This window comes from Methylobacterium persicinum, assembly GCF_022179525.1.
GTDB classification, from domain to species: Bacteria; Pseudomonadota; Alphaproteobacteria; order Rhizobiales; family Beijerinckiaceae; genus Methylobacterium; species Methylobacterium persicinum.
Genome location: NZ_BPQX01000028.1, coordinates 38,411 through 65,133, shown reverse-complemented (window position 1 = coordinate 65,133; position 26,723 = coordinate 38,411). Strand labels below are relative to the sequence as shown.

General features: G+C 69.7%; 31 protein-coding genes. 17 read left to right on the top strand and 14 right to left on the bottom strand.

The features are described from left to right. From MFF22_RS12195 to MFF22_RS12185, 3 genes are all read right to left on the bottom strand, one after another. Positions 1-723: an RlmE family RNA methyltransferase gene (locus MFF22_RS12195; protein ID WP_238249233.1), complete on the bottom strand. Its 723-nt coding sequence runs from the start codon at positions 721-723 to the stop codon at positions 1-3. A 21-nt stretch (positions 724-744) separates the two neighbouring features. Then, the gene (locus MFF22_RS12190; RefSeq protein WP_238249232.1) at positions 745-1,824 is read right to left on the bottom strand and encodes a Ppx/GppA phosphatase family protein; all 1,080 of its coding nucleotides are present in this window, start codon (positions 1,822-1,824) and stop codon (positions 745-747) included. Between the two features lie 119 nt (positions 1,825-1,943). Then, positions 1,944-2,417 (bottom strand): response regulator, encoded by a 474-nt coding sequence (locus tag MFF22_RS12185; protein WP_238249231.1) that lies wholly within the window; start codon positions 2,415-2,417, stop codon positions 1,944-1,946. A gap of 272 nt (positions 2,418-2,689) precedes the next feature. On the opposite strand from MFF22_RS12185, the gene MFF22_RS24685 reads away from it, so the two are divergent. The 6 genes from MFF22_RS24685 to adh all read left to right on the top strand — a co-directional run bounded on the left by MFF22_RS24685 (position 2,690) and on the right by adh (position 7,926). Further along, complete coding sequence (locus tag MFF22_RS24685) at positions 2,690-3,457, top strand: cold-shock protein (protein WP_283206172.1); 768 nt, start codon at positions 2,690-2,692, stop codon at positions 3,455-3,457. A gap of 101 nt (positions 3,458-3,558) precedes the next feature. After that, positions 3,559-3,810, top strand: a complete 252-nt coding sequence (locus MFF22_RS12170) for a hypothetical protein (protein ID WP_238249230.1) — start codon at positions 3,559-3,561, stop codon at positions 3,808-3,810. A gap of 169 nt (positions 3,811-3,979) precedes the next feature. After that, positions 3,980-4,333 (top strand): iron transporter, encoded by a 354-nt coding sequence (locus MFF22_RS24770; protein ID WP_306424675.1) that lies wholly within the window; start codon positions 3,980-3,982, stop codon positions 4,331-4,333. Continuing rightward, positions 4,330-5,844 (top strand): PepSY-associated TM helix domain-containing protein, encoded by a 1,515-nt coding sequence (locus MFF22_RS12160; RefSeq protein WP_238249229.1) that lies wholly within the window; start codon positions 4,330-4,332, stop codon positions 5,842-5,844. Before MFF22_RS24770 ends, MFF22_RS12160 begins: the two co-directional genes overlap by 4 nt. Continuing rightward, positions 5,841-6,188 carry a DUF3325 domain-containing protein gene (locus tag MFF22_RS12155; protein WP_238249228.1) on the top strand — a complete coding sequence of 116 codons (348 nt, stop codon included), beginning with the start codon at positions 5,841-5,843 and terminating at the stop codon, positions 6,186-6,188. The genes MFF22_RS12160 and MFF22_RS12155 overlap by 4 nt, the downstream gene beginning before the upstream one ends. 214 nt (positions 6,189-6,402) lie before the next feature. Next, positions 6,403-7,926: an aldehyde dehydrogenase gene (gene adh, locus MFF22_RS12150; protein ID WP_238249227.1), complete on the top strand. Its 1,524-nt coding sequence runs from the start codon at positions 6,403-6,405 to the stop codon at positions 7,924-7,926. 75 nt (positions 7,927-8,001) lie between these two features. Here adh and MFF22_RS12145 read toward each other — a convergent pair whose 3' ends face one another. Both MFF22_RS12145 and MFF22_RS12140 read right to left on the bottom strand, forming a co-directional pair. Then, positions 8,002-8,316 (bottom strand): hypothetical protein, encoded by a 315-nt coding sequence (locus MFF22_RS12145; RefSeq protein ID WP_238249226.1) that lies wholly within the window; start codon positions 8,314-8,316, stop codon positions 8,002-8,004. Between the two features lie 26 nt (positions 8,317-8,342). After that, positions 8,343-8,633 carry a hypothetical protein gene (locus tag MFF22_RS12140; protein ID WP_238249225.1) on the bottom strand — a complete coding sequence of 97 codons (291 nt, stop codon included), beginning with the start codon at positions 8,631-8,633 and terminating at the stop codon, positions 8,343-8,345. Between the two features lie 153 nt (positions 8,634-8,786). Between MFF22_RS12140 and MFF22_RS12135 the strand changes: the two genes are divergently transcribed. Both MFF22_RS12135 and MFF22_RS12130 read left to right on the top strand, forming a co-directional pair. Then, positions 8,787-9,212 (top strand): DUF779 domain-containing protein, encoded by a 426-nt coding sequence (locus MFF22_RS12135; RefSeq protein ID WP_238249224.1) that lies wholly within the window; start codon positions 8,787-8,789, stop codon positions 9,210-9,212. Positions 9,213-9,284: 72 nt separating this feature from the next. Continuing rightward, positions 9,285-9,707, top strand: coding sequence for a cupin domain-containing protein (locus MFF22_RS12130; RefSeq protein ID WP_238249223.1), 423 nt, complete (start codon positions 9,285-9,287; stop codon positions 9,705-9,707). 159 nt (positions 9,708-9,866) lie between these two features. Here the strand turns inward: MFF22_RS12130 and MFF22_RS12125 are convergent, their stop codons facing one another. From MFF22_RS12125 to gap, 6 genes are all read right to left on the bottom strand, one after another. Beyond that, complete coding sequence (locus MFF22_RS12125; RefSeq protein WP_238249222.1) at positions 9,867-10,883, bottom strand: tetratricopeptide repeat protein; 1,017 nt, start codon at positions 10,881-10,883, stop codon at positions 9,867-9,869. Beyond that, positions 10,880-11,533 (bottom strand): thiamine phosphate synthase, encoded by a 654-nt coding sequence (locus MFF22_RS12120; protein ID WP_238249221.1) that lies wholly within the window; start codon positions 11,531-11,533, stop codon positions 10,880-10,882. The genes MFF22_RS12125 and MFF22_RS12120 overlap by 4 nt, the downstream gene beginning before the upstream one ends. A gap of 33 nt (positions 11,534-11,566) precedes the next feature. Beyond that, a complete protein-coding gene (gene fba / locus MFF22_RS12115; protein WP_238249220.1) occupies positions 11,567-12,637 on the bottom strand; it encodes a class II fructose-bisphosphate aldolase in 1,071 nt (356 codons plus the stop codon). A 198-nt stretch (positions 12,638-12,835) separates the two neighbouring features. Beyond that, complete coding sequence (locus tag MFF22_RS12110) at positions 12,836-14,038, bottom strand: phosphoglycerate kinase (RefSeq protein WP_238249219.1); 1,203 nt, start codon at positions 14,036-14,038, stop codon at positions 12,836-12,838. Between the two features lie 38 nt (positions 14,039-14,076). Beyond that, entirely contained in the window at positions 14,077-14,559 is a 483-nt protein-coding gene (locus MFF22_RS12105; protein WP_238249218.1) for a hypothetical protein, read from the bottom strand. A gap of 98 nt (positions 14,560-14,657) precedes the next feature. Next, a complete protein-coding gene (gap, locus tag MFF22_RS12100; RefSeq protein WP_238249217.1) occupies positions 14,658-15,662 on the bottom strand; it encodes a type I glyceraldehyde-3-phosphate dehydrogenase in 1,005 nt (334 codons plus the stop codon). A gap of 539 nt (positions 15,663-16,201) precedes the next feature. Between gap and MFF22_RS12095 the strand changes: the two genes are divergently transcribed. After that, complete coding sequence (locus MFF22_RS12095) at positions 16,202-16,498, top strand: DUF4164 family protein (protein WP_238249216.1); 297 nt, start codon at positions 16,202-16,204, stop codon at positions 16,496-16,498. A 4-nt stretch (positions 16,499-16,502) separates the two neighbouring features. Continuing rightward, complete coding sequence (locus MFF22_RS12090; RefSeq protein ID WP_238249215.1) at positions 16,503-16,910, top strand: cell division protein ZapA; 408 nt, start codon at positions 16,503-16,505, stop codon at positions 16,908-16,910. A gap of 185 nt (positions 16,911-17,095) precedes the next feature. Here MFF22_RS12090 and MFF22_RS12085 read toward each other — a convergent pair whose 3' ends face one another. The 3 genes from MFF22_RS12085 to madL all read right to left on the bottom strand — a co-directional run bounded on the left by MFF22_RS12085 (position 17,096) and on the right by madL (position 19,155). Next, positions 17,096-17,776, bottom strand: coding sequence for a GntR family transcriptional regulator (locus MFF22_RS12085; RefSeq protein ID WP_238249214.1), 681 nt, complete (start codon positions 17,774-17,776; stop codon positions 17,096-17,098). A gap of 135 nt (positions 17,777-17,911) precedes the next feature. Continuing rightward, positions 17,912-18,676: a malonate transporter subunit MadM gene (gene madM, locus MFF22_RS12080; RefSeq protein WP_238249346.1), complete on the bottom strand. Its 765-nt coding sequence runs from the start codon at positions 18,674-18,676 to the stop codon at positions 17,912-17,914. 17 nt (positions 18,677-18,693) lie between these two features. After that, positions 18,694-19,155 (bottom strand): malonate transporter subunit MadL, encoded by a 462-nt coding sequence (gene madL / locus MFF22_RS12075; RefSeq protein WP_238249213.1) that lies wholly within the window; start codon positions 19,153-19,155, stop codon positions 18,694-18,696. 216 nt (positions 19,156-19,371) lie between these two features. Here madL and mdcA point away from each other — a divergent pair, with 216 nt between their 5' ends. The 7 genes from mdcA (at position 19,372) to MFF22_RS12040 (ending at position 26,540) form a co-directional block, all read left to right on the top strand. Beyond that, the gene (gene mdcA / locus MFF22_RS12070) at positions 19,372-21,018 is read left to right on the top strand and encodes a malonate decarboxylase subunit alpha (RefSeq protein ID WP_238249212.1); all 1,647 of its coding nucleotides are present in this window, start codon (positions 19,372-19,374) and stop codon (positions 21,016-21,018) included. A 181-nt stretch (positions 21,019-21,199) separates the two neighbouring features. Beyond that, positions 21,200-21,508 carry a malonate decarboxylase acyl carrier protein gene (gene mdcC, locus MFF22_RS12065; RefSeq protein WP_238249211.1) on the top strand — a complete coding sequence of 103 codons (309 nt, stop codon included), beginning with the start codon at positions 21,200-21,202 and terminating at the stop codon, positions 21,506-21,508. Between the two features lie 2 nt (positions 21,509-21,510). After that, positions 21,511-22,425 (top strand): biotin-independent malonate decarboxylase subunit beta, encoded by a 915-nt coding sequence (locus MFF22_RS12060; protein WP_238249210.1) that lies wholly within the window; start codon positions 21,511-21,513, stop codon positions 22,423-22,425. Continuing rightward, positions 22,412-23,128: a biotin-independent malonate decarboxylase subunit gamma gene (gene mdcE / locus MFF22_RS12055; protein WP_238249209.1), complete on the top strand. Its 717-nt coding sequence runs from the start codon at positions 22,412-22,414 to the stop codon at positions 23,126-23,128. The genes MFF22_RS12060 and mdcE overlap by 14 nt, the downstream gene beginning before the upstream one ends. After that, positions 23,118-23,759: a malonate decarboxylase holo-[acyl-carrier-protein] synthase gene (gene mdcG, locus MFF22_RS12050; protein ID WP_238249208.1), complete on the top strand. Its 642-nt coding sequence runs from the start codon at positions 23,118-23,120 to the stop codon at positions 23,757-23,759. The genes mdcE and mdcG overlap by 11 nt, the downstream gene beginning before the upstream one ends. 149 nt (positions 23,760-23,908) lie before the next feature. Next, positions 23,909-24,832, top strand: coding sequence for an ACP S-malonyltransferase (locus tag MFF22_RS12045; protein WP_238249207.1), 924 nt, complete (start codon positions 23,909-23,911; stop codon positions 24,830-24,832). 226 nt (positions 24,833-25,058) lie between these two features. Continuing rightward, complete coding sequence (locus MFF22_RS12040) at positions 25,059-26,540, top strand: aldehyde dehydrogenase (protein WP_238249206.1); 1,482 nt, start codon at positions 25,059-25,061, stop codon at positions 26,538-26,540. Positions 26,541-26,723 lie beyond the last annotated feature (183 nt).

Genomic DNA, 26,723 nt, shown 5'->3' with positions numbered 1-26,723 from the left:
CTACTCCTCCGGCGCCGCTCCCCGTCCCGGCGACCCGCGGAAGCCCGTGGCCAGCACGTAGAGCTCGCTCGAATCGGCCCGGCTGGCCGCCGGCTTCACATGCCGGACCAGGGTGAAATCCCGCTTCAGGTCCGTCAGCAGGCCGCCTTCAGTGCCGCCCTGCAGAACCTTGGCGAGGTAGGCTCCGCCGGGGGCGAGGATTTCCCGGGCGAACTCGGCCGCCGTCTCCGCGAGTCCGACGATGCGGAGGTGGTCGGTCTTCTTGTGGCCGGTGGCGTTGGCGGCCATGTCGGACAGGACGAGGTCCGCGCGGCCGCCGAGCAGGTCCGTGAGCTGCCTGGGGGCGTCGTCATCCAGGAAGTCGAGGGTGATGAACTCCACATTGGCCATCGGCTCGATGGGCAGGAGGTCGATGCCGACGATCTTGCCGGAGGGCCCGACGACCCGGGCGGCCACCTGCGACCAGCCGCCGGGGGCGGCGCCGAGATCCACGACGCGCTGGCCCGGCTTCAGGAGCTTGAAGCGCTCGTCGATCTCGATGAGCTTGAAGGCGGCGCGGGAGCGGTAGCCCTCCCGCTTTGCCCGGGCGACATAGGGGTCGTTCAGTTGCCGTTCGAGCCAGCGGGTCTGGGAGACGGTGCGCTTGCGCGCGGTCTTCACCCGCTGCTTGAGATCCCCGCGCACGCCCCCCGTGGAGCCCGCGCCGCCGCGCCTGTCAGTCATGGTCCCGGTGTCCGTCGCCCGTTACCGCACGGGCTTGCGCGACCATACCCCATCTTCGCGCATCATGTTCACCAGAAGGCCCTCCCGCAGGCCGCGGTCGGCGATCCGCAGGCGCTCCGAGGGAAAGGCCCGGCGCAGGGCTTCCAGGATCGCGCAGCCGGCGAGGACGAGGTCGGCCCTGTCCCGGCCGATGCAGGGGTTGTCCACCCGCTGCTCCAGCCGCGTATCGAGCAGATCGTCGATGGCGGCCGAGACCTCGTCATCGCGCATCCACAACCCGTCGACCCGGCGGCGCTCGTAGCGGGCGAGGCGCAGGTGCATGGCCGCGATGGTCGTCACGGTCCCGGATGTGCCGAGGAGGTGGAAGTGCTGCGCCGTGGCGGCCGGGGCAGCCCGGAGGGCGAAGGCGGACAGCTTCTCGGCGACCTCCTCGACCATGCCTTCGAACATGCGCCTTGTGACCTCGGCGCCCCCGTGGCGCTCGGCCAGGGTGACCACGCCCACCGGGAGGCTGTCCCAGGCGCGGATGCGCAGGGTCGGGTCCGTCGAAGGGTTGGTGGCTGCCCCGTCGAGCCACGCCACCTCCGTGGAGCCGCCGCCGATGTCGAAGATGACGACCGACTCAGACCGGGGATCCGCCAGGGCGGCGCAGCCGGTGACCGCGAGGTAGGCCTCCGTCTGACGGTCGACGATCTCCAGATCGAGGCCAACGTTCTGGCGCACCCGCTCCACGAATTCCGCGCCGTTGACGGCGAGGCGGCACGCTTCCGTGGCGATGATCTTGGCCCGGCGGACCCGCCGGGCCTGCATCTTGGCGCGGCAGATCCGCAGGGCCTCCACCGTGCGCTCGATCGCCGCCTCGCTCAGCCGGTCTGAATTGCCGAGGCCCTCTCCCAGGCGCACGATCCGGGAGAAGGCGTCGATCACCCGGAAGCCGCTATAGGTCGGCTCGGCGATCAGGAGCCGGCAATTGTTGGTGCCGAGATCGAGGGCGGCATAGGTCTGCCGGCGCTCTCGGCCCGCATACAGGGTCGGCGTCTGGCTCGGCGCGATGCCTGTAGCAGGCCGGGCCGGCGCGGCCGCGGCGGTCTCGTCCCTCATCGGCGCGGCCGTCGAATCCTCATCGGCCGGGCTGACAGCCGGGCCTCACTTGCCCGCGAGCCTACAGCCTCGGACGGGAACTGCAACGGCCGAACGCCGCCGAGCCGGGGATGCCCGCCTCAGGCGAAGACCTTGGCGAGGCCGGCGGTGCGGGGAATCGGCCGCAGCAGGCTCTTCACCTGCGAGTACGGGCGGGGCCGGTTGATGATCTCGTCGAGACGCGACCACAGGGTCTTGGGCGAAAAGGGCTTGGCGATGATCTCGTTGACCCCGAGGCCCACCGCCCGGTCCACCACGTTGCGGCGGGGCTGGGCGAGCATGAGGATGATCGGCAGGGTGGGGCAGGGGGAGGTGGTCGGGGTGCGCGCGAGCCGGATGAACTCCTCGCCCGAGAGGATCGACAGGTCCCAGTCGATGATGGCGATGTCCGGCTTGCTCTCGGCCATCACGCCGAGCGCCTCCGCGCCGTCGGGCGCCTCGAGGACGCGCTTGATGCCCACGCGCATCAGCATGTCCCGGACGATACGCCGGATGTAGAGGCTCTCGTCGACGACGAGGGCGGAGAGGTCGGGGAATGTGGGTGTGGCGATCATTGGGTGCGTCGTCCAGTCGCGACCTTACCCGACCCCACTTTGCATTTCGCTAACGCCACTCTCCATTCGCACGATGCGGTCGGCGGGAAAGTGATTGGACTGCGGCGTTTCGGCCTAAAAGGACCTTGCGGTCAAGGCCCGATTGCGTCAGGACTGGGGCATTATTCTTGGTTACCGTGACCTAGGGTAATGCGCAGTGCGAGCCGCCGATCCTCCGCAATGGTCGGCGTGTATTACGAATACGGGCGGCGGACGGTTTTGGCGAGCTTCTAATGGGACGTGGTCGTGATTTCAGGGGGCCGCAGAAGCGCGGCTTCGACGAGAGCGGTGAGCCGAGATGGCCTGATCAGGCTCCCTCGGGCGGCTTTGGCGGGGGCTACGGCAGCGGCGGCGGATACGGCGGCGGCGGCGGATATGGCGGGGGCGGCTTCGATCGCGGCCCGGCCCGCGGCGCGGCGCCGGTGGCGTCGGGCCCGGAGCGCGACGCCACGGTAAAGTGGTTCAACAAGGAGAAGGGCTTCGGTTTCGTCGAACTCGGCGACGGTTCGGGCGATGCCTTCCTCCACATCCGGGCCGTCGAGGCGGCCGGCCATGACGACCTCATGCCCGGCACCAAGCTGATGGTCACGACCGCGCAGGGCCAGAAGGGTCCGCAGGTCACGAGCGTGACGAGTGTCGACACCTCGACGGCCGAAGCTCCGGCTCCCCGCCGCGAGTTCCGGCCGCGCACCGGCGGCTTCGGCGGCGGCGGCGGCGACCGATTCGGCGGTGGCGACCGATTCGGTGGCGGCGGTGGTGGTGGCGGCGGGCGTCCCCCGTCCGGCCCCTCGACCGAGATGGTCGGGACCGTGAAGTGGTACGATCCCGCCAAGGGGTTCGGCTTCGTTTCGGTGAATGACGGCGGCAAGGACGTGTTCGTCCACCGTTCGGCGCTCGCCCGCGCGGGCCTCGACTCCTTGGCCGAAGGCCAGCAGGTCACCCTCGGTGTCGTCGAAGGCATGAAGGGCCGCGAGGCCCAGTCCATCAGCGTCGACGGCTGAAACAGGTATCGCGGCGCCTTCCTGTCGCCGCGATACCCCGACAGGTTCAGATCGGCGGCCCCACCCGGGGCCGCCGTTCGCATGTCTGCGCTGGGTTTTGCATGCTCCGCCCCCTGCTGCTGCTCCTTCTGTGTGCTGTCTCGACCGCTCCTGCCCGGGCGGGCGACTTCACCGGCGCCTATGCTGGGGTGAATGCCGGCTACGGTTGGAGCCACGAACGGGACAACGGCATCGCCCCCGCCGTCCCTCCGGGCGCCCCTGCGACGGCCTCCTCCCCTCCCGGCCTTCCGCCGAGTGCCACGGCCGCAGCCGCCACCCTTCGCCGCCAGGACCGGGGCACGGCGACCCGCTGACGCGGAGCCGGCGACGGGCCGCCGCCTTGGAACGCATTACGGCGCCCCCATTCGCAAAAGCGGGGAGAGTCCGTTCCGTCGCGAATGGCGCCAAGTCCCTGATGGCTTGTTGGAATCGTTCCGAAAGATAGCGATTGCCGATGCCCGGCGACCGCTGCTACCCGACGCCATGGCCAGCGATCCGCACATCGACGACGACCCACCCGTTCCGTCACCCCGGCCGGTTGCGCGGGGAGGGCGCGGGCGTCTCGTCGTGGCAGGTCGCGTCGCCCTGGCGGCGGTCGGCGGCTACGGGATGGCCGCCCTCGCCACGGCCCTGGCGGCCCTCGCCCTACCTCTGCCGCGGGCGGAGGCCGTGTCGGCCGCCACCCAGGCGAGCTTCGCCGTGATGGCCGGGGCGGTGGTGTTCGTCTTCGCCGCCTCGAGCCTCGGCCGGGCGGCGGTGGGCCTCGGCGGGGTCGCGATCCTCCTGGCGGCGGGGCTGTGGCTCGCCGGTGGCTTCTCGCCCATGGCGCCAGCATGAGCGGACCCAAGCGTTTCCGCCCGGCCATGGCATGGCTGCACACCTGGGCGGGCCTCGTCGTCGGCTGGGTGCTGTTCGCGATCTTCGTGACCGGCACCGCGAGCTACTACAAGGGCGAAATCACCCGCTGGATGCGCCCCGAACTCACCGAGCGGGCCGTCGATTCGGCGGCGGCGGCGACCCTCGCGGGGGAATTCCTGCTTCGGCAGATGCCCGATGCGGCGGGCTGGTATGTCCAGTTGCCGAAATTCGATGAGCCAGTGACCGAGGTATACTGGTGGAAGAGCCTCGCGGGGCCGTTCCACCACGCGCTCCTCGATCCCGCCACCGGCCAGCCGACGGAGGCACGGGATACGAGGGGTGGCGACTTCCTCTACAGATTTCATTTCGAGCTGGCCCTGCCCAGCCTCTGGGGCCGGTGGATCGTCGGCGCCTGCGCGATGGTGCTGCTGATCGCCCTGATCTCGGGGATCGTCACGCATCGGCGTTTCTTTGCGGACTTCTTCACCTTCCGCCCCGGTCGGTCGCGACAGCGGGCATGGCTCGACGCACACAACCTGTTCGGCGTGCTCGCGCTGCCGTTCCACCTGATGATCACCTATACGGGACTCGTGACCCTCGGCCCGATGCTGATGCCCTGGGGCATCGAGGCCGCTTATCGGGACAAGGCGCCGGATTACGTCGTGGAGGCGGGGCTGATGCCGGCCGGCCGCCTGCCTGCCGGACGGCCCGCCGCTGGACTGCCCCTGGGTGACATCGTCCGGACCGCCGAGGGAACGGGGGGCGAGGTGCCCGAGGCCCTGATGGTCGCCTCGCCGGGGGATGCCGCGGCGACGGTCGGGGCAGTATTCGAGGAGCCGCACGGCCTCGCCCACCTGCATCCCCAGATTGCCTATGACGGGGTGACGGGGGCCGAGATCGGCCGCAACGGGACGCCTGGGGCGGCGACCCGCACCGCGACGGTGCTGTATGGCCTCCACGAGGCGCATTTCGCGACCCCCGTCTTGCGCGTGCTGTTCTTCCTCTGCGGCGCCTTGGGAGCGGCAGCGGTCGCCTCGGGCCTTGTGCTCTGGACCGTGGCGCGGGCGCCGAAGGGCGCTGCCCTGGACGGAGTGGGCCTGAGCTTCGTCCGGATCCTGAATATCGGCACCATCGCGGGGCTACCCGCGGGAATCGGGGCCTTCTTCCTGGCGAATCGCCTGCTGCCCGTCGTTCTCGCGGGGCGTGCCTCCTGGGAGATCGGGTTCTTCTTCGGCAGCTGGCTCCTCGTGGCCGCCATCGGCGCCCTGGCGCCGCGGCGGCACGCATGGCCGGCGACCCTTGGCCTCGCGGGGGCACTCTTCCTCGCCCTCGTTCCGGCGGACCTTGCCCTCGTGGGGCAGGCTCGCTTCGTAGCCTTCGACGGGGCGATGCTGGCGGTGGCGACGCTCCTGATCGTCGCCGCCAGGGCCGCGTCCCGTCCCCCTGCGGCCCTGGCGCGGCATGCGCCGGCGGGGGCGCTCGGGGCATGAGCCTCGCTGGTCTCGGAGTCTGCCTCGCCCTGGCCTTCGCCGGACTCGCAGCCTTGGCGCTTAGTCTGGACCGGCACCACCGGGCCGCCCTGCGCGGCCCCCTGCCGCGGGGTCGCGCCCGGCCCCTACGAATCGCGGGGTGGGCCGGGCTCGCCCTGTCTTTCGCCGCCGCCGTGGCCTCGGCGGGATGGAATTTCGGGCCCGTCCAGGCGACCGGCGCCGTCACGGCAGCCGCCCTGGCGGTCTCCGCCTGCCTCACCTACCGGCCCGGCTGGCTCCGGCCCGCCGCCCTCGCGGCCCTGCCCCTGGCGGCGGCCCTCCTGCCCTTCGCCCTAGCCGCCTGATCCTGGCTCCGCGAAAGCGGGATCGCCAAGCGCGCGAAGCAGGCGTAGGCTGCAACCTGGGTGCATCGGCCAAAAGTCCACCTTGCGTCGACAGGCCATCTGACATTGGCTGCGCCCGGAGCCGAGCGAATGCGGCGAAGGGATTCCAGCGTCTGGGATCCCCGTAAAACGAGCCGTGGTCCGCGAGGCCGGGCCATTTCCAGGGAGAAAGCCCATGAACAAGCCCGAATTCTTCGGCGACAGCCGGACCAAGTCGCCGTTCTCGTCCCGGTACGAGAACTTCATCGGCGGCCAGTGGGTCGCCCCGAGCGCCGGACGCTACTTCGAGAACACGTCGCCGATCACCGGCAAGGTGGTCTGCGAGGTGCCCCGCTCCGACGCGACGGACGTCGACAAGGCCCTCGACGCCGCCCATGCCGCCAAGGAGGCCTGGGGCCGCACCGCGCCAGCCGAGCGTGCCCGCATCCTCAACAAGATGGCCGACCGGATGGAGGAGAACCTCGATCTGATCGCCCTTGCCGAGACCTGGGACAACGGCAAGCCGATTCGCGAGACGACCCACGCGGACATCCCGCTGGCCATCGACCATTTCCGCTACTTCGCCGGCTGCGTGCGGGCGCAGGAAGGTTCGATCTCCGAGATCGACCACGACACCGTCGCCTACCACTTCCACGAGCCGCTCGGCGTCGTCGGCCAGATCATCCCGTGGAACTTCCCCATCCTCATGGCGGTGTGGAAGCTCGCCCCGGCGCTTGCTGCCGGCAACTGCGTAGTGCTGAAGCCCGCCGAGCAGACCCCGGCCTCCGTGCTGGTGCTCATGGAGATCATCGGCGACCTGCTGCCGCCGGGCGTGCTGAACGTGGTCAACGGCTTCGGCCTGGAGGCCGGCAAGCCCCTCGCCTCCTCGCCGCGGATCGCCAAGATCGCCTTCACCGGTGAGACGACCACCGGCCGCCTCATCATGCAGTACGCCTCGCAGAACCTGATCCCGGTGACGCTGGAGCTGGGCGGCAAGTCGCCGAACATCTTCTTCGCCGACGTGGCGAACGAGGACGACGACTTCTTCGACAAGGCCCTCGAAGGCTTCACGATGTTCGCCCTCAACCAGGGCGAGGTCTGCACCTGCCCGAGCCGGGCGTTGGTGCACGAGTCGATCTACGACCGGTTCATGGAGCGGGCGATCAAGCGCGTCGAGGCGATCACCCAGGGTTCGCCCCTCGACCCGTCCACGATGATCGGCGCCCAGGCCTCCAGCGAGCAGTTGGAAAAGATCCTCAGCTATGTCGATATCGGCAAGCAAGAGGGCGCCGAATGCCTCACCGGCGGTGAGCGCAACATGAAGGACGGTGAGTTCGCCGAGGGCTTCTACATGAAGCCGACGGTGTTCCGCGGTCACAACAAGATGCGCATCTTCCAGGAGGAGATCTTCGGCCCGGTCCTGTCGGTGACGACCTTCAAGGACGACGCCGACGCCCTCTCGATCGCCAACGACACCCTCTACGGCCTCGGCGCCGGCGTCTGGACCCGCGACGGGACCCGCGCCTACCGCTTCGGCCGGGCGATCCAGGCGGGCCGTGTCTGGACGAACTGCTACCATGCCTACCCGGCCCATGCGGCCTTCGGCGGCTACAAGCAGTCCGGCATCGGCCGTGAGACCCACAAGATGATGCTCGACCATTACCAGCAGACGAAGAACATGCTGGTTAGCTACTCGGCCAAGAAGCTCGGATTCTTCTGAGTTCAGCCGAGTCTCCCCCCGAGACTACCTTGGGCCCCGGCCACCCGGCCGGGGCCTCTTTGATTTCTCGGCAGGTCAGTGTTTCAGGCAATCCGATACGACCTTCGCCGCCTTGGCGTCGCGAAGCGAGATCGTCCGTTCGGCCACCGGCTTCTGGACGTCCTGGCCCACATTGGCCTCCGCGTTCTCGAGCTCCCACAGGCGAGCCTCGACCGCCCCGTCCGCGTAGCAGGCACAGAACGTCCCGCGATCGGGGATCTGCGTACCGGGCGGCGCAAGCTCCGCCGCGTGCGCCCGACAAAGGCCGAGTTCCGTTTCATGGGCCGGCGCATTGGGCGACAAGCGGGCGATGGCCGGCGTCGCCGCTGCGAACAGGACGACGAGGCACATCGCAGACCCAGTCAAGCGCAGGGCGGTCAAAAGTAACCGTACCCTTCGTAAGGCACATTGGCGATCGAACCGGGAGGCATCGGGCCGGCGTCACCAATCACACTCGGCACATCGTCGGGAGGACCGTCCCACCCCACGACACCCATGGGATTGGAGGGCGTCACGTTCGAATTTCCCTGCACTTGCCAGGCATGCTGCATGAAGAGCGGCTGCCCATGCGGCGCGACGCGAAGGGCGAGCGGTTCGGCCTGTGCCGTGCCGATGACGGCCGTGACGCCGAAAAGGGTGGCCAGGGAAAAGATGATCGGGCGTCTCATGGGCTCGTTCCGGTGAGGGGGATTGCCCTGCCAACGCGGATGTGCCCGGAATTGCGCCAGCTTGGCCGCAGTCACAGAGCCGGCATCGCTACCCGCCCCGTAGAAATTCCGTCCGGGGCACGCATATCGACCTATAAGCTGCGGGAGGAACGCATGAGCGCTACGGATATGGTCGAAGCCACCACCGCGGAGCAGGCGGGTGCGGATGGCACACCCCTGCGCGTGACGGCGACGCCTGCGGCCCTCGCCCTGGTGGAGGAGCTTAAGGCCGAGTACGGCCCGGTGATGTTCCACCAGTCCGGCGGGTGCTGCGACGGGTCCTCGCCCATGTGCTACCCCGTCGGCGACTTCATCGTCGGCGACGGCGACGTGCATCTCGGCCAAGTCGGCGGGGCGGATTTCTTCATTTCCCGCTCACAGTTCGAGGTCTGGAAGCACACCCACATCATGCTCGACGTGGTGCCGGGTCGGGGGGGCATGTTCTCTTTGGAGAACGGCCGGGAGAAACGCTTCCACATCCGCTCACGCCTCTTTACCGAGGCCGAGAACCAAGCCCTTGGCGGCGCGTGTCGGTTGTGATGTCCTGACGCCCCGCCGTCATCGCGAGCGCAGCGACGCGATCCATGGCGGGTCGCGACGGAGGGGGGTGGGATGACGGGAAGAGCCGGCCTGATGGTGGTGCGCGAGAGTGCGCCCTTCCGCGGCAAACAGGGCCATCTGTACCGCCCGGCCATCTCGGCGGAGGCCGTGGGGGCGAAGGCCCTGCACATGCAGCTCCTCGAGATCGCCCCCGGCGAGCGAGCCCATGCCCACAAACACGAGGCCCATGAGACGGCGATCCACGTGCTGAAGGGGATATCCGGCTGCTTCTGGGGCGAGCGGCTGGAGCATCACGCCGTCGCCGGGGCAGGGGAGTTCGTCTTCATCGCCGCCGGCGTGCCGCACCTGCCCTACAACCGCAGCCAGACGGAGCCGGTGGTGGCGGTGATCGCCCGGACCGATCCGAACGAGCAGGAAAGCGTGGTGCTCCTGCCCGAGCTGGAAGCAGGGGTCGACTGGTCGAAGGCTGAGTAGAGCTGCGGGGGGCAGCCCCCCGACACCCTCAACGTCATTGCAATCGCAGCGAAGTAACCCAGGGCAGTGGGACGCCTCAGAACGAAGCGCATCCCTGGTTTGCTTCGCTACGCTCGAAATAACGGGGTTGGCGGACGGGGCGGCGAAGTAAGCCGCGCCCTACTGCGCCTCCGCCCGCTCGTTGCCGAGGCGCTCGGCGCGGACCTTTTCGTCGGTGGAGAGCCCGGCGACCGCTTGATCGAGCCACGCATCGGACAGGCCCTGCCCCGCCGCGGCAAGATTCCAAGCAGCGGCCTCGACGAGGTTCTTCTGGATCCCGCGGCCGGACGCGTAGAGCCGGGCGATCCGGTTCTGGGCGATGGCGTTGCCGCGCTTGGCGGCGTGCAGGAAGTAGCGGGCTGCGGCATGCTCATCCTTGGACACGCCCGTGCCGTTGAAAAGCAGGATGGCGAATTCGACCTCCCCGGCAAGGTCGCCGTTATCGGCCGCCCGGCGAAACCACGAAGCCGCCTGGGCGGGGTCCTTCGGGACGCCCCGGCCTTGCAGGTAGAGCACGCCGAGATCGTGCTGCGCCGGCCCGACCTCCGCATCCGCCGCCTTGCGGAACTGCTTGGCAGCCTCCGTCTCGTCGGCGCTGGTGCCGGTTCCGATCAGGATCAACCCTAGGTTATATGCAGCCGTCGGCGAGCCGAGGGCGGCGGCCTGTTCGAGCCAGCGCCGGCCAGCTTTGGGGTCCCGGGGCACGCCGCGCCCGTCGAGGGCCATCAGGCCAAGGGACGACATGGCCGCCGGGTCGTTCTGTGCCGCAGCGACCTTGTACCAGTCGGCGGCCTTCACCGGGTTCTGGGGAACGCCGAGCCCTTGGTTGTAAAGCTCGCCGAGGAGGGTCATCGCCGGCGCATCCTTGGGATTGGCCTCGATGCGCTTGGTGGCCTCCCGGAAGGCGGTGACGTATTGCCCGCGCTGGTAGGCGCCGTAGGCGAAATCCGGCGGCTGCCCGGTGGCGGGCGGCACCGCCCCGCCGGTGAAGTTCGGCGTGTAGGGGGAGGGGAGCTCCCGCGAGAGCTTCTGGTCGGTCGCAGGGACAGGCGTGGCCTTCGGGTCGGCCAGGGACGCGGCCGAAGTCGCCTCCTGGGCGACAAGAAGCGCGGCGAAGGCGAGGATGAGCGGCCTCATCCGGCCTGAGCTCCGAGCAGTGCCTGCGTCCGGGCGACAGCGTCGGGATCCGGCATCCAGATCGCGCTTTCCAGGCCAACGAACTCCGCGCCGGTCTCGATGAGGGCGGGCAGTTCGGCCTCGGTGATGGCGACCGCGACGCAGGGCGTCTCGAAGATCTCCGCCCACCATGCCGCCCGGGCCAGCACCGTCTCAGGATCGGGGGCGGCCCCGTCCGGGTACAGGCCGCCGAACATCAGATAGTCGACCCCGGCCTCGCCGGCCTCCATCGCAATGTGCTTCGATTCGAAGCCCCCGGCGCCCAGGATGCGCCCGTCCCTGAGCCGACCCCGCAGGTCCGCGAGGTCGCTGGCAGGGTCGCGGGGCTTGTCGAGGTGCACGCCATCCGCCCCACCCCTGGCCGAGACCTGGACAAGGTCCCGGGTGAAGCCGGGGCAGGCGATCACGAGGGCGGCCTCCCGGGCCTGCACCACGGCAGCGGCGCGCTTGACGAGACCCGTCAGGGTCCGCTCGTCCGCGGCCGCGAACCGCAGGATTACCGCGGCGACATCCCCCGCGGTGCAGGCGGCTTCGAGGGCCGGCAGGAGGGTTTCGGCCCCCGCGGCGTCGAGGCCGTGGGGACCGAGGAGGGCAATACGCTGTGCGACCATCGACCTGATGCCAGGGCTGAGAACCGCCTTCGCTTACTGCGCCCCGATCTTCGGGTCGAGGGTGCCGCTCGCATAGCGCTTGGCCATTTCGGCCACGGAGATCGGGCGGATCTTGGAGCCCTTGCCCGCCGTGCCGAACTCCTCGAAGCGCTGCTTGCAGAGCTTCGTCATGGCCTCCATGGCAGGCTTCAGGTACTTGCGCGGGTCGAACTCGGAGGGGTTCTCCGTCAGCACCTTCCGGATCTGGCCGGTCATGGCCATCCGGTTGTCGGTGTCGATGTTGATCTTGCGGACGCCGTGCTTGATGCCGCGCTGGATCTCCTCGACCGGCACGCCCCAGGTCGGCTTCATCTGGCCGCCATAGTTGTTGATGATGTCCTGAAGGTCCTGCGGCACCGAGGACGAGCCGTGCATGACGAGGTGGGTCGTCGGCAGGCGGCGGTGGATCTCCTCGATCACGTTCATGGCCAGCACCTCGCCGTCCGGCTGACGGGTGAACTTGTAGGCGCCGTGGCTGGTGCCCATCGCGACGGCGAGCGCATCGACCTTGGTGGCCTCGACGAACTTCACCGCCTCCTCCGGGTCGGTGAGGAGCTGGTCGTGGGAGAGGGTGCCCTCGGCGCCGTGGCCGTCCTCGGCCTCGCCCTGGCCGCTCTCCAGGGAGCCGAGCACGCCCAACTCGCCTTCCACCGAGACACCGGCCCAATGGGCCATCTTGGTGACGTTGCGAGTGATCTCGACGTTGTAGTTGTAGTCCGCCGGGGTCTTGCCGTCGGCCTTCAGCGAGCCGTCCATCATCACCGAGGTGAAGCCGTACTGGATCGCGGTGGCGCAGGTCGCCTCGTTATTCCCGTGGTCGAGGTGCATGCAGACCGGGATGTGCGGATAGATCTCGACGAGGCCATCGATCAGCTTGGCCAGCACGATGTCGTTGGCATAGGCGCGGGCCCCGCGGCTCGCCTGCAGGATGACCGGCGAGTCGGTGGCGTCCGCCGCCGCCATGATGGCGAGCCCCTGCTCCATGTTGTTCAGGTTGAAGGCCGGCACGCCGTACTCATGCTCGGCGGCGTGGTCGAGGAGCTGCCTCAGGGTGATGCGTGCCATGTGTCCCACCTCGGCTATCGTTCGGTCGGCACCTTCGGCCGATCCCATCCTGACACCTCATCCTGAGGTGTCGCAGCGAAGCGGAGGCCTCGAAAGAGACCTCCAGATCTCACCGCGTTCCCTGGAGCCCTCCTTCGAAGCCCGCTGACGCGGGCACCTCAGGATGAGGCGGAGACTTGGAAACGCGCAGTCGTCCGGTCAGCCCTTCGCCCGCAGCGCCTCGACGCCCGGGAGGGCCTTGCCTTCCAGCCATTCGAGGAAGGCGCCGCCCGCCGTCGAGACATAGGTGAAGGTCGCGCCGACGCCAGCGTGGTTGAGTGCGGCCACGGTATCGCCGCCACCCGCCACCGAGACAAGCTGCCCGGCCTTGGTCCGCTCCGCCGCGTGCTTGGCCGCCGCGACGGTGGCCGCATCGAAGGGCGTCAGCTCGAAGGCCCCGAGGGGGCCGTTCCAGACGAGGGTCTTGGCGGTATCGATGGCAGCGTTGATCTCGGTGACCGAGCGCGGGCCGGCGTCGAGGATCATGCCGGTCTCCGGCACAGCATCCACCGGCACGGTCTCGTGGGGCGCATTGGCCTTGAACTCGGCGGCCGAGACGGCATCCACCGGCAGGACGATCCGGCAGCCGGCCTTGTTGGCTGCGGCAAGGATGCGTGTGGCGGTCTCGGCCAGGTCCTTCTCGCACAGGGACTTGCCCACGCCCTTGCCCTGCGCGTGCAGGAAGGTGTTGGCCATGCCGCCGCCGATCACCAGCATGTCGACCTTGGCGACGAGGTTTTCCAACAGGTCGATCTTCGACGAAACCTTGGCGCCGCCGACGATGGCGATCACCGGGCGCTGTGGCGATTCCAGTCCCTTGGTCAGGGCGTCCAGCTCGGCCTGCATCTCGCGGCCGGCATAGGCCGGCAGGCGGTGGGCGAGGCCCTCGGTGGAAGCGTGGGCCCGGTGGGCGGCGGAGAACGCCTCGTTGACGTAGACGTCGCCGTTGGCGGCCAGGGCGTCGGCGAAGGCCGGATCGTTCTTCTCCTCGCCCGCATGGTAGCGGGTGTTCTCCAAGAGCAGCACGTCGCCGTCCTTCAGGGCAGCGACCGCAGCGGCAGCCGCGTCGCCGATGCAGTCGGCGGCAAAGGAGACCGACTGTTCCAATGCGGCGGAGAGCGCCGGCACCACCGGCTCCAGGGAATCCTTAGGCTCGCGCTTGCCCTTGGGCCGCCCGAAATGGGCCAGCAGCACGACCTTCGCGCCCTTGCCCGCGACCTCCCGGATCGTCGGGGCGACCCGCTCGATCCGAGTCGCGTCGGTGACGCGCCCGTTCTCCATCGGTACGTTCAGGTCGACGCGCATGAGCACGCGCTTCCCCTGGAGCGAGCCGGCATCGTCGAGGGTGCGGAAGGCGCTCATCGGGTCCTTGTCTTCAGTGCGAGATGGGCGGGGAGGGCTCAGCGGACAGCGGCGGCGTTCGGCCGGGGCGGCAGCAGCCCGTCAAGGTTGAGGCGCTGGACGGCCACCATCAGCACGACGGTGAGGACAGCGGTGATGACCGCGGTGAGGACGAGGGCGCCGGTGCCCGGAAGGCGGCGGGTGCGCTCGGCGAGGCCGCGCACCTCGTTGCGGAGGGCGGCGAGGTCCGACTGGCGGGCGGCCTCGTTCATCCGGCCCGTGGCCCCCTCGACCTTGTCCTCCACCCGCGACAGCAGCGCCTCGGAGCGGGCGTACTTGTCCTCGATGCGGGAGGCCTTGTCCTCGATCCGGGCGAGTTGGTCGAAGAGCTGGTTCGCTGAAAGCGACGTCACCGGCCCGGCGGCGGGTGAGGGGGCTGTCGTGACGGCGGGGGAGGGCGAGGGAGGAGGCGGAGGGGAGGAAGAGGGAGCCTGCGGGGTGGAACCCTGGCCGCCCGTGGGGCCCTGCGACGCGTCTGCCATCCCGATACCACCCTTACCAAAGAACGCCGTGGGGAACAAAAGGCTCCGCCGCCCAAGGGGGGCGACGGAGCGTTTCGCACACGATCAGGCCGACCCGATCAGAGCAGCTTGGCCATCGCGACGGCCGTGTCGGCCATGCGGTTCGAGAAGCCCCACTCGTTGTCGTACCACGCCAGGATGCGCACGAAGGTCCCGTCCATCACCTTGGTCTGGTCCAGGTGGAAGGTCGAGGAATGGGGGTCGTGGTTGAAGTCGATCGAGACGTTCGGCCGGTCGGTGACGCCGAGCACGCCCTTGAGCGGGCCCGCTGCGGCGGCCTTGATCGCGTCGTTGATCTCCTGGACCGAGGTCTCGCGCTTGGCCGTGAAGACGAGGTCCACCGCCGAGACGTTCGGGGTTGGCACGCGGATCGAGGTCCCGTCGAGCTTGCCCTTCAGCTCCGGCAACACGAGGCCCACCGCCTTGGCGGCACCGGTCGTGGTCGGGATCATCGAGAGCGATGCGGCGCGGGCCCGGTAGAGGTCCTTGTGCATCTGGTCCAGCGAGGGCTGGTCGTTGGTGTAGGAGTGGATCGTGGTCATGAAGCCGCGCTCGATGCCCACGGCCTCGTTCAGCACCTTCGCGACCGGCGCGAGGCAGTTGGTGGTGCAGGACGCGTTCGACACGACGAGGTGGTCGGCCTGGAGCTTGTCATGGTTGACGCCGTAGACCACCGTCAGGTCGGCACCGTCGGCGGGGGCCGAGACGAGGACGCGCTTGGCGCCGGCGTCGAGATGGGCCTTCGCCTTGTCCTTCGACGTGAAGATGCCGGTGCATTCGAGGGCGATGTCGACGCCGAGGTCGCGGTGGGGCAGCTCGGCGGGGTTGCGGACCGCAGTCACCTTGATGCGGCGGCCGTCCACCACGAGAAACTCGCCATCGACGGAGACCTCACCCGGGAACCGGCCGTGCACGGAATCGAAGCGGAGCAGGTGCGCGTTGGTCTCGACCGGGCCGAGATCGTTGATCGCCACGACCTCGATATCCTTGCGGCCGGCCTCGGCGATGGCCCGCAGCACATTGCGGCCGATACGTCCGAACCCGTTGATGGCAACCTTCGTCACGGCATTGATCCTTCCTGATGCCGGCCTGCCGCCCACTCGGCGGTGGCCCCAGCCTGGTGCCCCCCGGCGCCCGCGCCCCGAACCTGCCTCCGGGCCTTGGGCGGGACAGCCCTTGAGAGATCGGGCTTGAACCGGCCATGAACCGGTATCCCGCCACCTCCACGAGGCTGCCACGACACCGGGCCGACCGCCTTGGGCGGGCGAAGGATCGGGGCGGTCACGGGCTTGTCAGGCGACGGCTCGGTGAACCACTTTGGGAACGCGCGGCTGTCTAGCATGGCGCCCCTGCCTGTCAAACGCGCGCAAGTGACAAACCATGAGTTGTCACGAACTTCGGCGAATTCAACGCGAGGCAAAGTGCATAGAGTCCTCGGAACGGCTTTTTCCCTGGAAATCGCCGATAATCCGATCGAAACTTGTTGCACGGTCCGGCCCAGGTACGGCGCAACGGGCCGGCGGCACCGGCCGAAGGCTGCGAGGCTCGCGGCGCCGCACCGCGTCCCGCGCGGCGAGACATGTTCCAGGATGCGAAATACGCGATGACGATGCCGCCCGACGACGCGCCCGAGCGGGACCCCGTGACTGACGCCCTGCACCACCTCGACGTGACCCTGTCGCGCCTCGAAGCCGCCGTGACCCGCCGGCTGGAAGCGGAGGCCGCCCCGGACGACAGGGATGCCGAACTCACCCTTCTGGGGGAGGACCGGAGCCGCCTCGCCGCCGCCCTCGACGCGGCCAGCGCCCGCCTTGCCCAGGTGGAGGCCACGTCGGGCGAGGTCGGAGGCCGGCTTGACCGGGCGATCGCCGCCGTCGCGGGCGTCCTGGAGAGGCACTGACCGGATGCCGATCATCACCGTCACCATCGACAGCAAGACCTACCGCATGTCCTGCGGCAAGGACGAGGAGGCGCATCTCACCGCCCTGAGCGCCGACTTCAGTGACCGCATCGCGCAGATGCGGACGAGCTTCGGCGAGATCGGCGATATGCGGCTCCACGTGATGGCCGCACTGACGATAGCCGACGAGCTGGCCGACCTGCGCAAGCGGTTCGCCGCCCTGGAAGCAGAGGTGGCCGAGTCCCGCTCCGTCGTCGCTGCCGCGGAAAGCGCGCGGGACGAGGCCGCTGCGCGGGCAGCCGAAGGGATCGTCAGCGCCGCCGGCCGGATCGCCCGCCTCGCCGACGCCCTGGCCGCCCCGCCGGGCAGCGCCTCCCTCGCACGGCCGGGCGATGGGGAGGGGATCGGCTGACGGGAGTAGGGCGGGCCACGCCTCCGCCGCTTCACCGTCATTGCGTGCGCTTCACCGTCATTGCGAGCGGAGGAAAGCAACCCAGGGAAGCGGGACGCCTCAGACCGTGGCGCTGCTGGATTGCTTCGCTCCGCTCGCAATGGCGACGGTGTGCTCACAATGACGGCGGTCTACGAGAACCGCCCTCAGCCCATCCCCGGCCCGGCGATGTAGCGCCCCAGCGCCGCGGCGGCGCGGAGCATGTGGGCGCGCATCCGCCGGGCGGCGGCCTCGCCGTCGCCCTCGGACAGGGCCGCCAGGATCTCGCCGTGCTCATCACGGGAGCGGTGGATCCGGTCCCCCTGCCGGAGTTGCGTCCGCCGGAAGGCCGCGAGGCGCTCCCTCAGGGCGAGCGCTTGTTCGGCCAGGAAGCCGTTATGGGTGCCGGCATAGAGCGCCTCATGGAAGGCGCGGTTGAGGTGGTCGTAGGCGTCGACATCCCCCGCCGCCACCGCCTGGGCCGACTGATCGTGGAGGTCGATCAGCGCCCCCCGTTCCAGGGGCGTCATCCGGTAGGTGGCGAGGCGGGCGCACAGGGCCTCCACCTCGGCGGAGGTCTCGAACATGTCGCCGATCCGCTGCGGGGTGAGCTGCGCCACCACCACGCCCCGGCGGGGGCGGATCTCCACGAGCCCCGACGCCGCGAGCTGGCGCAGGGCTTCCCGGACGGGGGTGCGCGACGCACCGTAGCGATCGGCCAGCACCTGCTCGTCGAGGGTCGTGCCGGCGGCGAAATCGCCCGCCGCGATGGCATCGGTCAGCGCGTTGCGGATCCGCTCCGATAGGAGCCCCCGCTCGGCCCCTCCTATCCCATCGACAGCATCCATGCCCAGCACCCCACTGTCGTACCCTCGCCGTCATTGCGATCGCAGCGAAGCAATCCAGGGTCGGCGCGCCGTCCGACGAACGGAGCGCATCCCCGGTTTGCATCCCTCCGCTCGCCATGACGGAGCCACGTTGCTCTACCCGACCAGCGCCCGCACCGTCAGGAAGAAGATCGACGGCCCCACGAGGCAGCCGATGCCGGTGTGGAACGTCGCGGTCAGGGCGCCGTAAGGCACGAGCTTCGGATCCGTGGCCGCGAGCCCCCCGGCGACGCCGCTCACCGTTCCCATCAGGCCGCCATAGGCCATCGCCGAGCGGGGATTGTCGAGCCCGATCAGCTTGGCCACCAGCGGCGTCCCCACCATCACCATGACCGCCTTGGTGACGCCCGTGGCGATGGACAGCGCCATCACCGTAGAGTCGGCGCCGATGGCCGCCCCCGTTACCGGGCCGACGATATAGGTGATCGCCCCGGCGCCGATGGTCGTGATCGACACCGCGTCATGGTAGCCGAAGGCCACCGCCGTCAGCGTCCCGACGATGAACGGCAGGATCGTGCCCAGCGCCAGGGCCAGCACGCCCAGCAGCCCCGCCCGGCGGGCCTCGATCACGTCCACCTCGAAGGCGGTGGCGACGATGGCGAAGTCCCGCAGCATCGCCCCGCCCATCAGGCCGATTCCGGCCAGTGCCGGGATGTCGGCCACGCCCTTCTTGCCGCCCGTATAGAGCCCGCCGAAATAGGCGAGCACCAGCCCGAGCACGATGGCGATGGCCGAGCCGTGAACCCGGCCGTTGGTCAGGCGTTTCGCCGCCAGGTTCGAGACCAGGATCAACCCGCCCACCACGGCGAAGGCCGCGACCAGGCTCTGCTCGATGAAGACATGCTCGATGCCGTGCCAGATATCGTGAAGCATCGGCCTCAGCCCTCCCGCCGCGCGGTGTTGTGGCCTACGGGCGCCGCCGCGATGTCGTCGGCCTCGCCCTCAATGACCGAGCCGGCATGGGCCGCCTCCGGGCCAAGCGCACTCCGCCCGCCGAAGCGGCTGAGGATCGCGACGGCACCGAAACACAGGACCAGGGAGCCGACCGCGGCGATGATCACGATGGGACCGCCGGTCAGCGCCGCCACCACGTTCTGCTGCGCCGCCATGGCGACCACGATCGGGATGTACATCCCAGCCCAGAACTCAACGCCGAACTTCACGCCCTTGGACAGGCGCCCCCGCCGGTCGAGCCAGACGCGAGCGGCGATGAGCAGGATCATGGCGATGCCGACGCCGCCGACATTCGCCTTCACCCCCAGCGCGATGCCGAGGAGGTCGCCGAGATAGACGCCGATCAGCGTGCAGGTGGCGAGGAGGCCAACTCCCAGGACGATCATCGCCCGGCCCTCCCGCACTTCGGCGTGGGCGGAGTGCAGGCGAATTCTGCCTCTTCCGGCATGGCGCGTTTCCTTCCGTGGCTGTTGCCCTTGTTGCCGACGAGTATGCAGGATTGTGCGTCGTCCGCAACTTCGTATACGAAAAAGTGACAACGACCGGTTTGAAAATCCGTTGAGGGCCGCTAGTCTATCAAGCGCATACAAGGGAGACGGACGATGGCCGACTGGCGCGGGGAGAGGAAGGCCCGCGACGCGCGCATCGAGGCGGGGCGGGCGCACGCGAACGGGAAGGTCGTGCCGGCGGGCGACGCGGTGGCGCTGCTGGAAGCGGTGCTGAAGCCGGGCGATCGGGTCTGCCTCGAAGGCGACAATCAGAAGCAGGCGGATTGCCTCGCCCGGGCGCTGAGCCAGTGCGACCCAGGCAAGGTCCACGGCCTGCACATGGTGCAGTCGGGCATCGTCCTGCCTGAGCATCTCGACGTGTTCGAGACCGGCATCGCCGAGCGGCTCGACTATTCCTATTCGGGTCCGCAGGGCGCCCGGGTCGCCAAAATGCTGTATGGCGGCCAGATCAAGCTCGGGGCAGTCCACACCTACCTCGAACTGTTCGCCCGCTACTTCATCGACCTGACGCCGCATGTGGCGCTGATCGCGGGCGTCTCGGCCGACCGGGAGGGCAACCTCTACACGGGGCCGAACACCGAGGACACGCCGACCATCGTGGAGGCGACGCACTTCAAGAACGGCGTCGTCGTCGCGCAGGTCAACGAGATCGTCGACAAGGTGCCCCGGGTCGATATCCCCGGCGACCGGGTGGATTTCGTGGTCGAGGCGGACACGCCGTTCTTCGTGGAGCCGCTGTTCACCCGCGACCCGGCGGCGATGACCGAGACGCAGATCCTGATCGCCATGATGGCGATCAAGGGTATCTACGCGGAATACGGCGTGCGCCGGCTCAACCACGGCATCGGATTCGGCACGGCGGCCATCGAGTTGCTGCTGCCGACCTACGGCGAGAAACTCGGGCTGAAGGGTGAGATCGCCACCCACTTCGCCCTGAACCCGCACCCGACCCTGATCCCGGCCATCGAATCCGGCTGGGTCCGCCAAGTCCACTGCTTCGGCTCGGAAGTCGGCATGGACCGCTACATCCGCGAGCGGCCGGACGTGTTCTTCACCGGGGCGGACGGATCGCTGCGCTCGAACCGGGCGCTGTGCCAGACGGCGGGCCTCTACGCCTGCGATATGTTCATCGGCGCGACGCTCCAGATCGACCTGATGGGTCATTCCTCGACGGTGACGCAATCGCGGGTGGCGGGCTTCGGTGGCGCCCCGAACATGGGCTCGGACCCGCATGGCCGCCGCCATCCCTCCGACCCGTGGATGAAGGCGGGGCGCGAGGCGCAAATCGTCGGCGATCCGGCGCTGATGCGCGGGCGCAAGCTTGTGGTGCAGCTGGTCGAGACCTTCGGCGACAAGCTGGTCCCGACCTTCGTCGAAAAGCTCGACGCGATGGAGCTCGCCAAAAAGATCGGCCTCGAGCTGGCGCCGGTCATGATCTACGCCGACGACGTGACCCACATCGTCACCGAGGAGGGCATCGCCAACCTCCTCCTCTGCCGCGATGCGGACGACCGGGAGCAGGCGATCCGCGGGGTGGCGGGTTATACCGAGATCGGCCGGGGCCGGGACCGGGCGAAGGTCGAGGAACTGCGCGCCCGGGGGATCATCCGCCGGCCGGAAGACCTTGGCATCGAGCCCCTGGACGCCGACCGCTCGCTGCTGGCGGCGCGTTCGATCAAGGACCTCGTGCATTGGTCCGGCGGCCTCTACGAGCCGCCGGCCCGGTTCAGGAACTGGTGAGCCGATACATCATGACTGTCCTCCCCTCCACGACCTCATCCTGAGGTGCCGCGAAGCGGCCTCGAAGGAGGCCTCCAGGACCCGCGAGACGTCTGGAGGCCCCCTTCGATGCCCGCTGCCGCGGGCACCTCAGGATGAGGTGGTCTGATGGGATCGAGTCGCCGCCTTCTAGGAACAGACCATGGAATCCCTGACGTTCCGCCACACCACGACGAAACCACTGCCTGGCACCAAGCCCCAAGCGATCACCGGGGTCGTCGCCTCCGGCAACCTGGAGATCCTGCTGGAGCGGGTGCTGCCGCCGGATGCCTGCGAGGTGGCGATCGAGACGCCGGTCGCCGGCTATGGGCCGGTCTGGGAGGCGGTGGTGGCGGATTTCGTCGCCCGCGCCCAGCCGGGGGGCGTGCGCATCTCGATCAACGACGGCGGCGCCCGGCCCGACACCGTCTCCCTGCGCCTGCTCCAGGGCGCGCGCCTGATGGAGGCGTGAGCATGGCCGGACCCGACCGCGACCGCCTGAGCTGGTACGAGGCCAGCGCCCGCCAGCGCCTCGACGCCCTGCTGGACCCCGGCAGCTTCACGGAAGTGCTCGGCCCGGCCGAGCGCCGGATGAGCCCGCACCTGCCCCTGTTCGACCTGCCGCGGGCCTTCGATGACGGCATCGTCGTCGGCTCCGGCAGCCTCGACGGCAAGACCATGTTCGTCGCCGCCCAGGAGGGTCGCTTCATGGGCGGTGCCTTCGGCGAGGTTCACGGGGCCAAGCTCGTCGGCCTGCTCCGGGCCGCTTTAGACGTGAAGCCGGCGGCCGTGCTGCTGCTCCTCGATACCGGCGGCGTCCGCCTGCAGGAGGCCAATGCCGGCGAGACCGCCATCGCCGAGGCGATGCGGGCCATCGTCGCCGCGCGGGCGGCCGGCGTACCGGTGGTCGGGCTGATCGGCGGACGGGCCGGCTGCTTCGGCGGCGGTGGGCTGATCGCCGGCACCTGCTCGCGGCTCGCCGTCTCTGAGGGCGGGCGCATCTCCGTCTCCGGGCCGGAGGTGATCGAGACCAACAAGGGCGCCGAGGAATTCGACTCGAAGGACCGGGCGCTGGTCTGGCGCACCATGGGCGGCAAGCATCGCCGGCTGATCGGCGGCGCCGACGCCTTCTGCGCGGACACGGTCTCCGCCTTCCGCGAGGCGGCGCTTCGCCTGATCGCCGACGCCCCGGCCTTCGACCTCGACACGCTGACGGCCGAGCAAGCCCGCCTGCGGGCCCGGATCGACAGGTTCGGCCAATGCCGGGACGCGACCGACATCTGGGCGAAGCTCGGCGTCAACGATCCGGATGCGGTGCCGGCCATGGACACGGGCGCCTTCGACGAAACCGTCGCGCAGGCACGGGAGGCGGTTCATGACGCTCGCTGAGATCCTGGCCTCGCTCTTCCCCGAAGGCCATGCCGTCACGGTCGCGGATGGGCTCGTCGCGGGCGAAGGCCCGTTCGAGGGAGGCCGGCTGCGGGTCATCGGCGTCGATGGCGACGCGCCGCTGGGCGTCGAGGGCGCGCTGACGCTCGCCGGCCACGTCCTCGACGCGGTACGGGCGGGGGACAAGGCGCCAATCCTCGTGGCGGTTGATTCCGACAGCCAGCGGATGAGCCGGAGGGACGAATTGCTCGGCCTCAACGAATGCCTCGCCCACCTCGCCAAGGCGCTGCTGCTGGCCGACCGGCGCGGGCACCCGACGGTGGGGCTCCTTTACGGGCACTCGGCGGCGGGCGCCTTCATTGCCACGGCGCTGGCGACCCGGGTGCTCGCCGCCCTGCCCGGCGCCAACCCGAGCGTGATGGACCTGCCCTCGGTCGCCCGGGTCACCAAGCTGCCCCTGGAGAAGCTGCAGGAGATGGCGAAATCGACACCGGTCTTTGCGCCGGGCCTCGACAACATGCTCGCCACCGGCGCGGTCCACGCGGTGCTCGACCCGGAAAAGCCCCTCGGGCCGCAGATCCGCGACCTGATCGCCGTCCTGCCGGAGCGGGACGAGCGCGACCGGCTCGGCCAGGAGCGGGGCGGGCGTCCCGTGGCGGAGGCCATCGCGAAGGCTGTGGCCGACCAGATCCGTGCCGGCTGAGGCCGCCCGCCACGACCTCGTGGCGGCCGACCCTGCCGCCTGGGCGGATCTGCTGCGCGCCCGGCGCGACCTCGACGGGGTGCCCCACCTGCCCGGCTGGGCTGAAGCCGGGCGCCCGCTGATCGTCCGCCGCCGGGTGCCGGGGGAGGAGGCGGGCCTCGTCCCCCTTGGGTTGCCCCTGCCCCCCGCCGACGGCAAGCGCCGGATCGGCCTCGCCCTCCCGGCCGCGGCCCTGACACCGATGGCGGCGCCGACGCTGCGCGATGCGGCCCCCTGCGCGCCGGCCGCGTGGCAGCCGGCCCTCGACGCGCTGATCGTGCTGGGCGAGGAGCACGGCCTCGTGCCCCGCCCGTTCGGCGCCCTGCTCTGGCAGGCGGTGACGGGGCTCACCTACCTCGCCCCCACCTCCGACCTCGACCTGCTCTGGCCCGGCCCCGTCCCGCGGACACTTCTCGCCGGCCTCGCCCGCCTCGATGCGGAGGCGCCGATGCGCCTCGACGGAGAGATCCTCCTGCCGGATGGGGGAGGGGTGCAGTGGCGCGAGCTTTATGAGGCGCCGGAGGGCGGCAGCGTGCTCGTGAAGCACCGCGACCGGGTGGCGATGATGCCGGCTATGGCGTTGATCGTCTGAACGAACCAAACCCGCGCCGTCATTGCGAGCGCAGCGAAGCCACCCAGGGCAGCGGGACATTTCCGAACGGAGCGCTACCCTGGATGGCTTCGCTGCGCTCGCCATGACGATGTGGGCGGCATGGACCGTAGCGCGCTCCGGAACCCCGCATGACCCTCGCGATCCTTCTGTCCGGCCAAGGCGGCCAGCACCCGGCGATGTTCGCCCTCACCGCCGACCGGCCCGAGGCACAGGGCGTCTTCGAGGCGGCCCGGCCGCTGCTCGGCGGCACCGATCCCCGGGACCTCGCCGCATCGGGTGAGGGGCTTCACGGCAACCGCACCGGGCAGATTCTGTGCTGCGTCGCGGCGCTTGCCGGCTGGAGTGTGATCGCCGTGGGCAAGCCCGGCCGGGCGGTGGTGGCGGGCTACAGTATCGGTGACCTCGCCGCCTGGGGCATCGCCGGCCGTTTCGACGCCGCCACCGTGCTGCGGCTGGCCGCCGCCCGGGCCGAGGCAATGGACGCCGCCTCGGGGGAAGGGTTCGGCCTCGCCGGGATCCGGGGAATCGGCCTGCCGGTCCTCGACCCACTCATCCGCCGGCACGGGTGCCACCTCGCGATCCGCAACGCTGCCGACAGCTTCGTGGTCGGCGGCCGCCGGGATGCCCTCGATCCGCTCTGCGAGGACGCCCTTGCCCACGGGGCGCAGCGGGCGGTGCCGCTGCCTGTCGAGACGCCTTCCCACACGCCCCTGCTGGCCGAAGCGAGCACGCGGTTCCGCGCACTCCTGGCGGAGGCGGAACTGCACCGCCCGCCGCCCTCGGCGCCCCGCCTTCTGAGTGGCCTCGACGGGGCGGCGGTGTTCCAGCCGGAAGCCGGCCTCGACAAGCTTGCGGCGCAAATCTCCCGCACCCTCGACTGGGCGGCCTGCCTCGACGCCTGCGGCGAGTACGGGGCGACCCGCGTGCTCGAACTCGGCCCCGGCCACGCCCTGGCGACCATGGCCCAGGCTTCCCTGCCCGACGCCCGGGTCCATGCCCTCGACGCCTTCCGCTCGGCGGACGGGGTGCTGGATTGGATCCGCCGGGGGTGAGGGCCTTCCCCCCACCCCGCCGTCATTGCGAGCGTAGCGAAGCAATCCAGGGATGCGGGACCTCGCCGAACGCGGCGCTAACCTGGATTGCTTCGCTGCGCTCGCAATGACGGGGGAGGGTGCAATGACGGGGATCGCGTAACCCCGGCTGCGTCGGACGGGGTGGCGGCTTGCCGCGGGCTGATCCATACCCGAACCGGATCGCCGGACCAGGGAGCCCGCCCCGATGAAGACCTACCAGCATTACATCGACGGCGCGTTCGTCGATCCGGTCGAGGGCCAGTGGTTCGACTCGGTCGACCCGTACCGGGGCGAGCCCTGGGCCAAGATTCCCCGGGGTTCGAAAGCCGATGTCGACCGGGCCGTCGCGGCGGCCAAGCGGGCCATGACCGAGGGGCCCTGGGCGACGATGACCGCCTCGGCCCGGGGCAAGGTGCTGCGCCGGATCGGCGACATCGTCGAGCGGGAGGCCCGCCACCTCGCCGAGGTCGAGACCCGCGACAACGGCAAGCTGTTCGCCGAGATGTATGGCCAGACCCGCTACCAGCCGGAATGGTGGCACTACTTCGCCGGTCTCGCCGACAAGATCGAGGGCACGCAGGTACCGATCGACAAGCCCGACACCTTCGCCTTCACCACCCACGAGCCGGTGGGCGTGGTCGGCGCCCTGACCGCCTGGAACTCGCCGCTGCTGTTCGTGGCCTGGAAATGCGCGCCGGCCCTGGCGGCCGGCTGTTCCGTGGTGATCAAGCCGTCCGAGTTCGCCTCGGCGAGCACCCTGGAATTCGCCGCGCTGCTGAAGGAATCCGGCCTGCCGGACGGGATGCTGAACGTCGTCACCGGATACGGCGCCGAGACCGGTGCGGCCATCGTCGAGCACCCGGACGTCGCCAAGATCACCTTCACCGGCTCCGACGTCACGGGGGCGCGGATCTACTCGGACGCCGCCAAGCAGATCAAGCGTGTCTCCCTCGAACTCGGCGGCAAGTCGCCCAACATCGTCTTCGCCGACGCGGACCTGACGATGGCCGCCGCCGGCGCCATCTCCGGGATCTTCGCCGCCACCGGCCAGACCTGCATCGCCGGATCGCGGCTTCTAGTGCAAAACAGCATCCGCGAGGAATTCACCGCCCGGCTGATCGAGCTGGCGAAGTCCGCCAAGCTCGGCGACCCGATGGAGGCCGGCACCAATATCGGCCCGATCACCACCCCGCCGCAGTACCAGAAGGTGCTGGACTACATCGCGGTGGCCAAGAGCGAGGGCGCCCGCTGTGTGTTCGGCGGCAACCCCGCCACGGGCGAGGGGGTGAAGGGCGGCCAGTTCGTGGAGCCAACGATCTTCGCCGACGTCACCAACACCATGCGCATCGCCCAGGAGGAGGTGTTCGGCCCGGTCCTGTCGATCATCGGCTTCGAGGACGAGGCCGAGGCTCTGAGGATCGGCAACGACGTGATCTACGGCCTCGCGGCCGGTGTCTGGACACAGGATATCGGCAAGGCGATGCGGATGTCGAAGGGTCTGAAGGCGGGCACGGTCTGGGTGAACACCTACCGGGCTGTGAGCTTCATGATGCCCTTCGGCGGCATGAAGCGCTCCGGCCTCGGCCGCGAAAGCGGCATCGAGGCGATCCGCGAGTATCTGGAGACCAAGAGCATCTGGATCTCCACCAGCCGCGACGCGCCGGAGAACCCGTTCGTCATGCGCTGAAGCGCAAGAGCTACACCGTCATTGCGAGCGCAGCGAAGCAATCCAGGGCGGCGCTGCGTTCTGAGAAGGCCCGCATCCCTGGATTGCTTCGCTACGCTCGCAATGAGTGGTGCCATGGGCGAAAGCAGATGAAACCGGCCTTTCGCCTCGCCCTCACAGCCGTCATCCTCCTCGCTGCGGCGT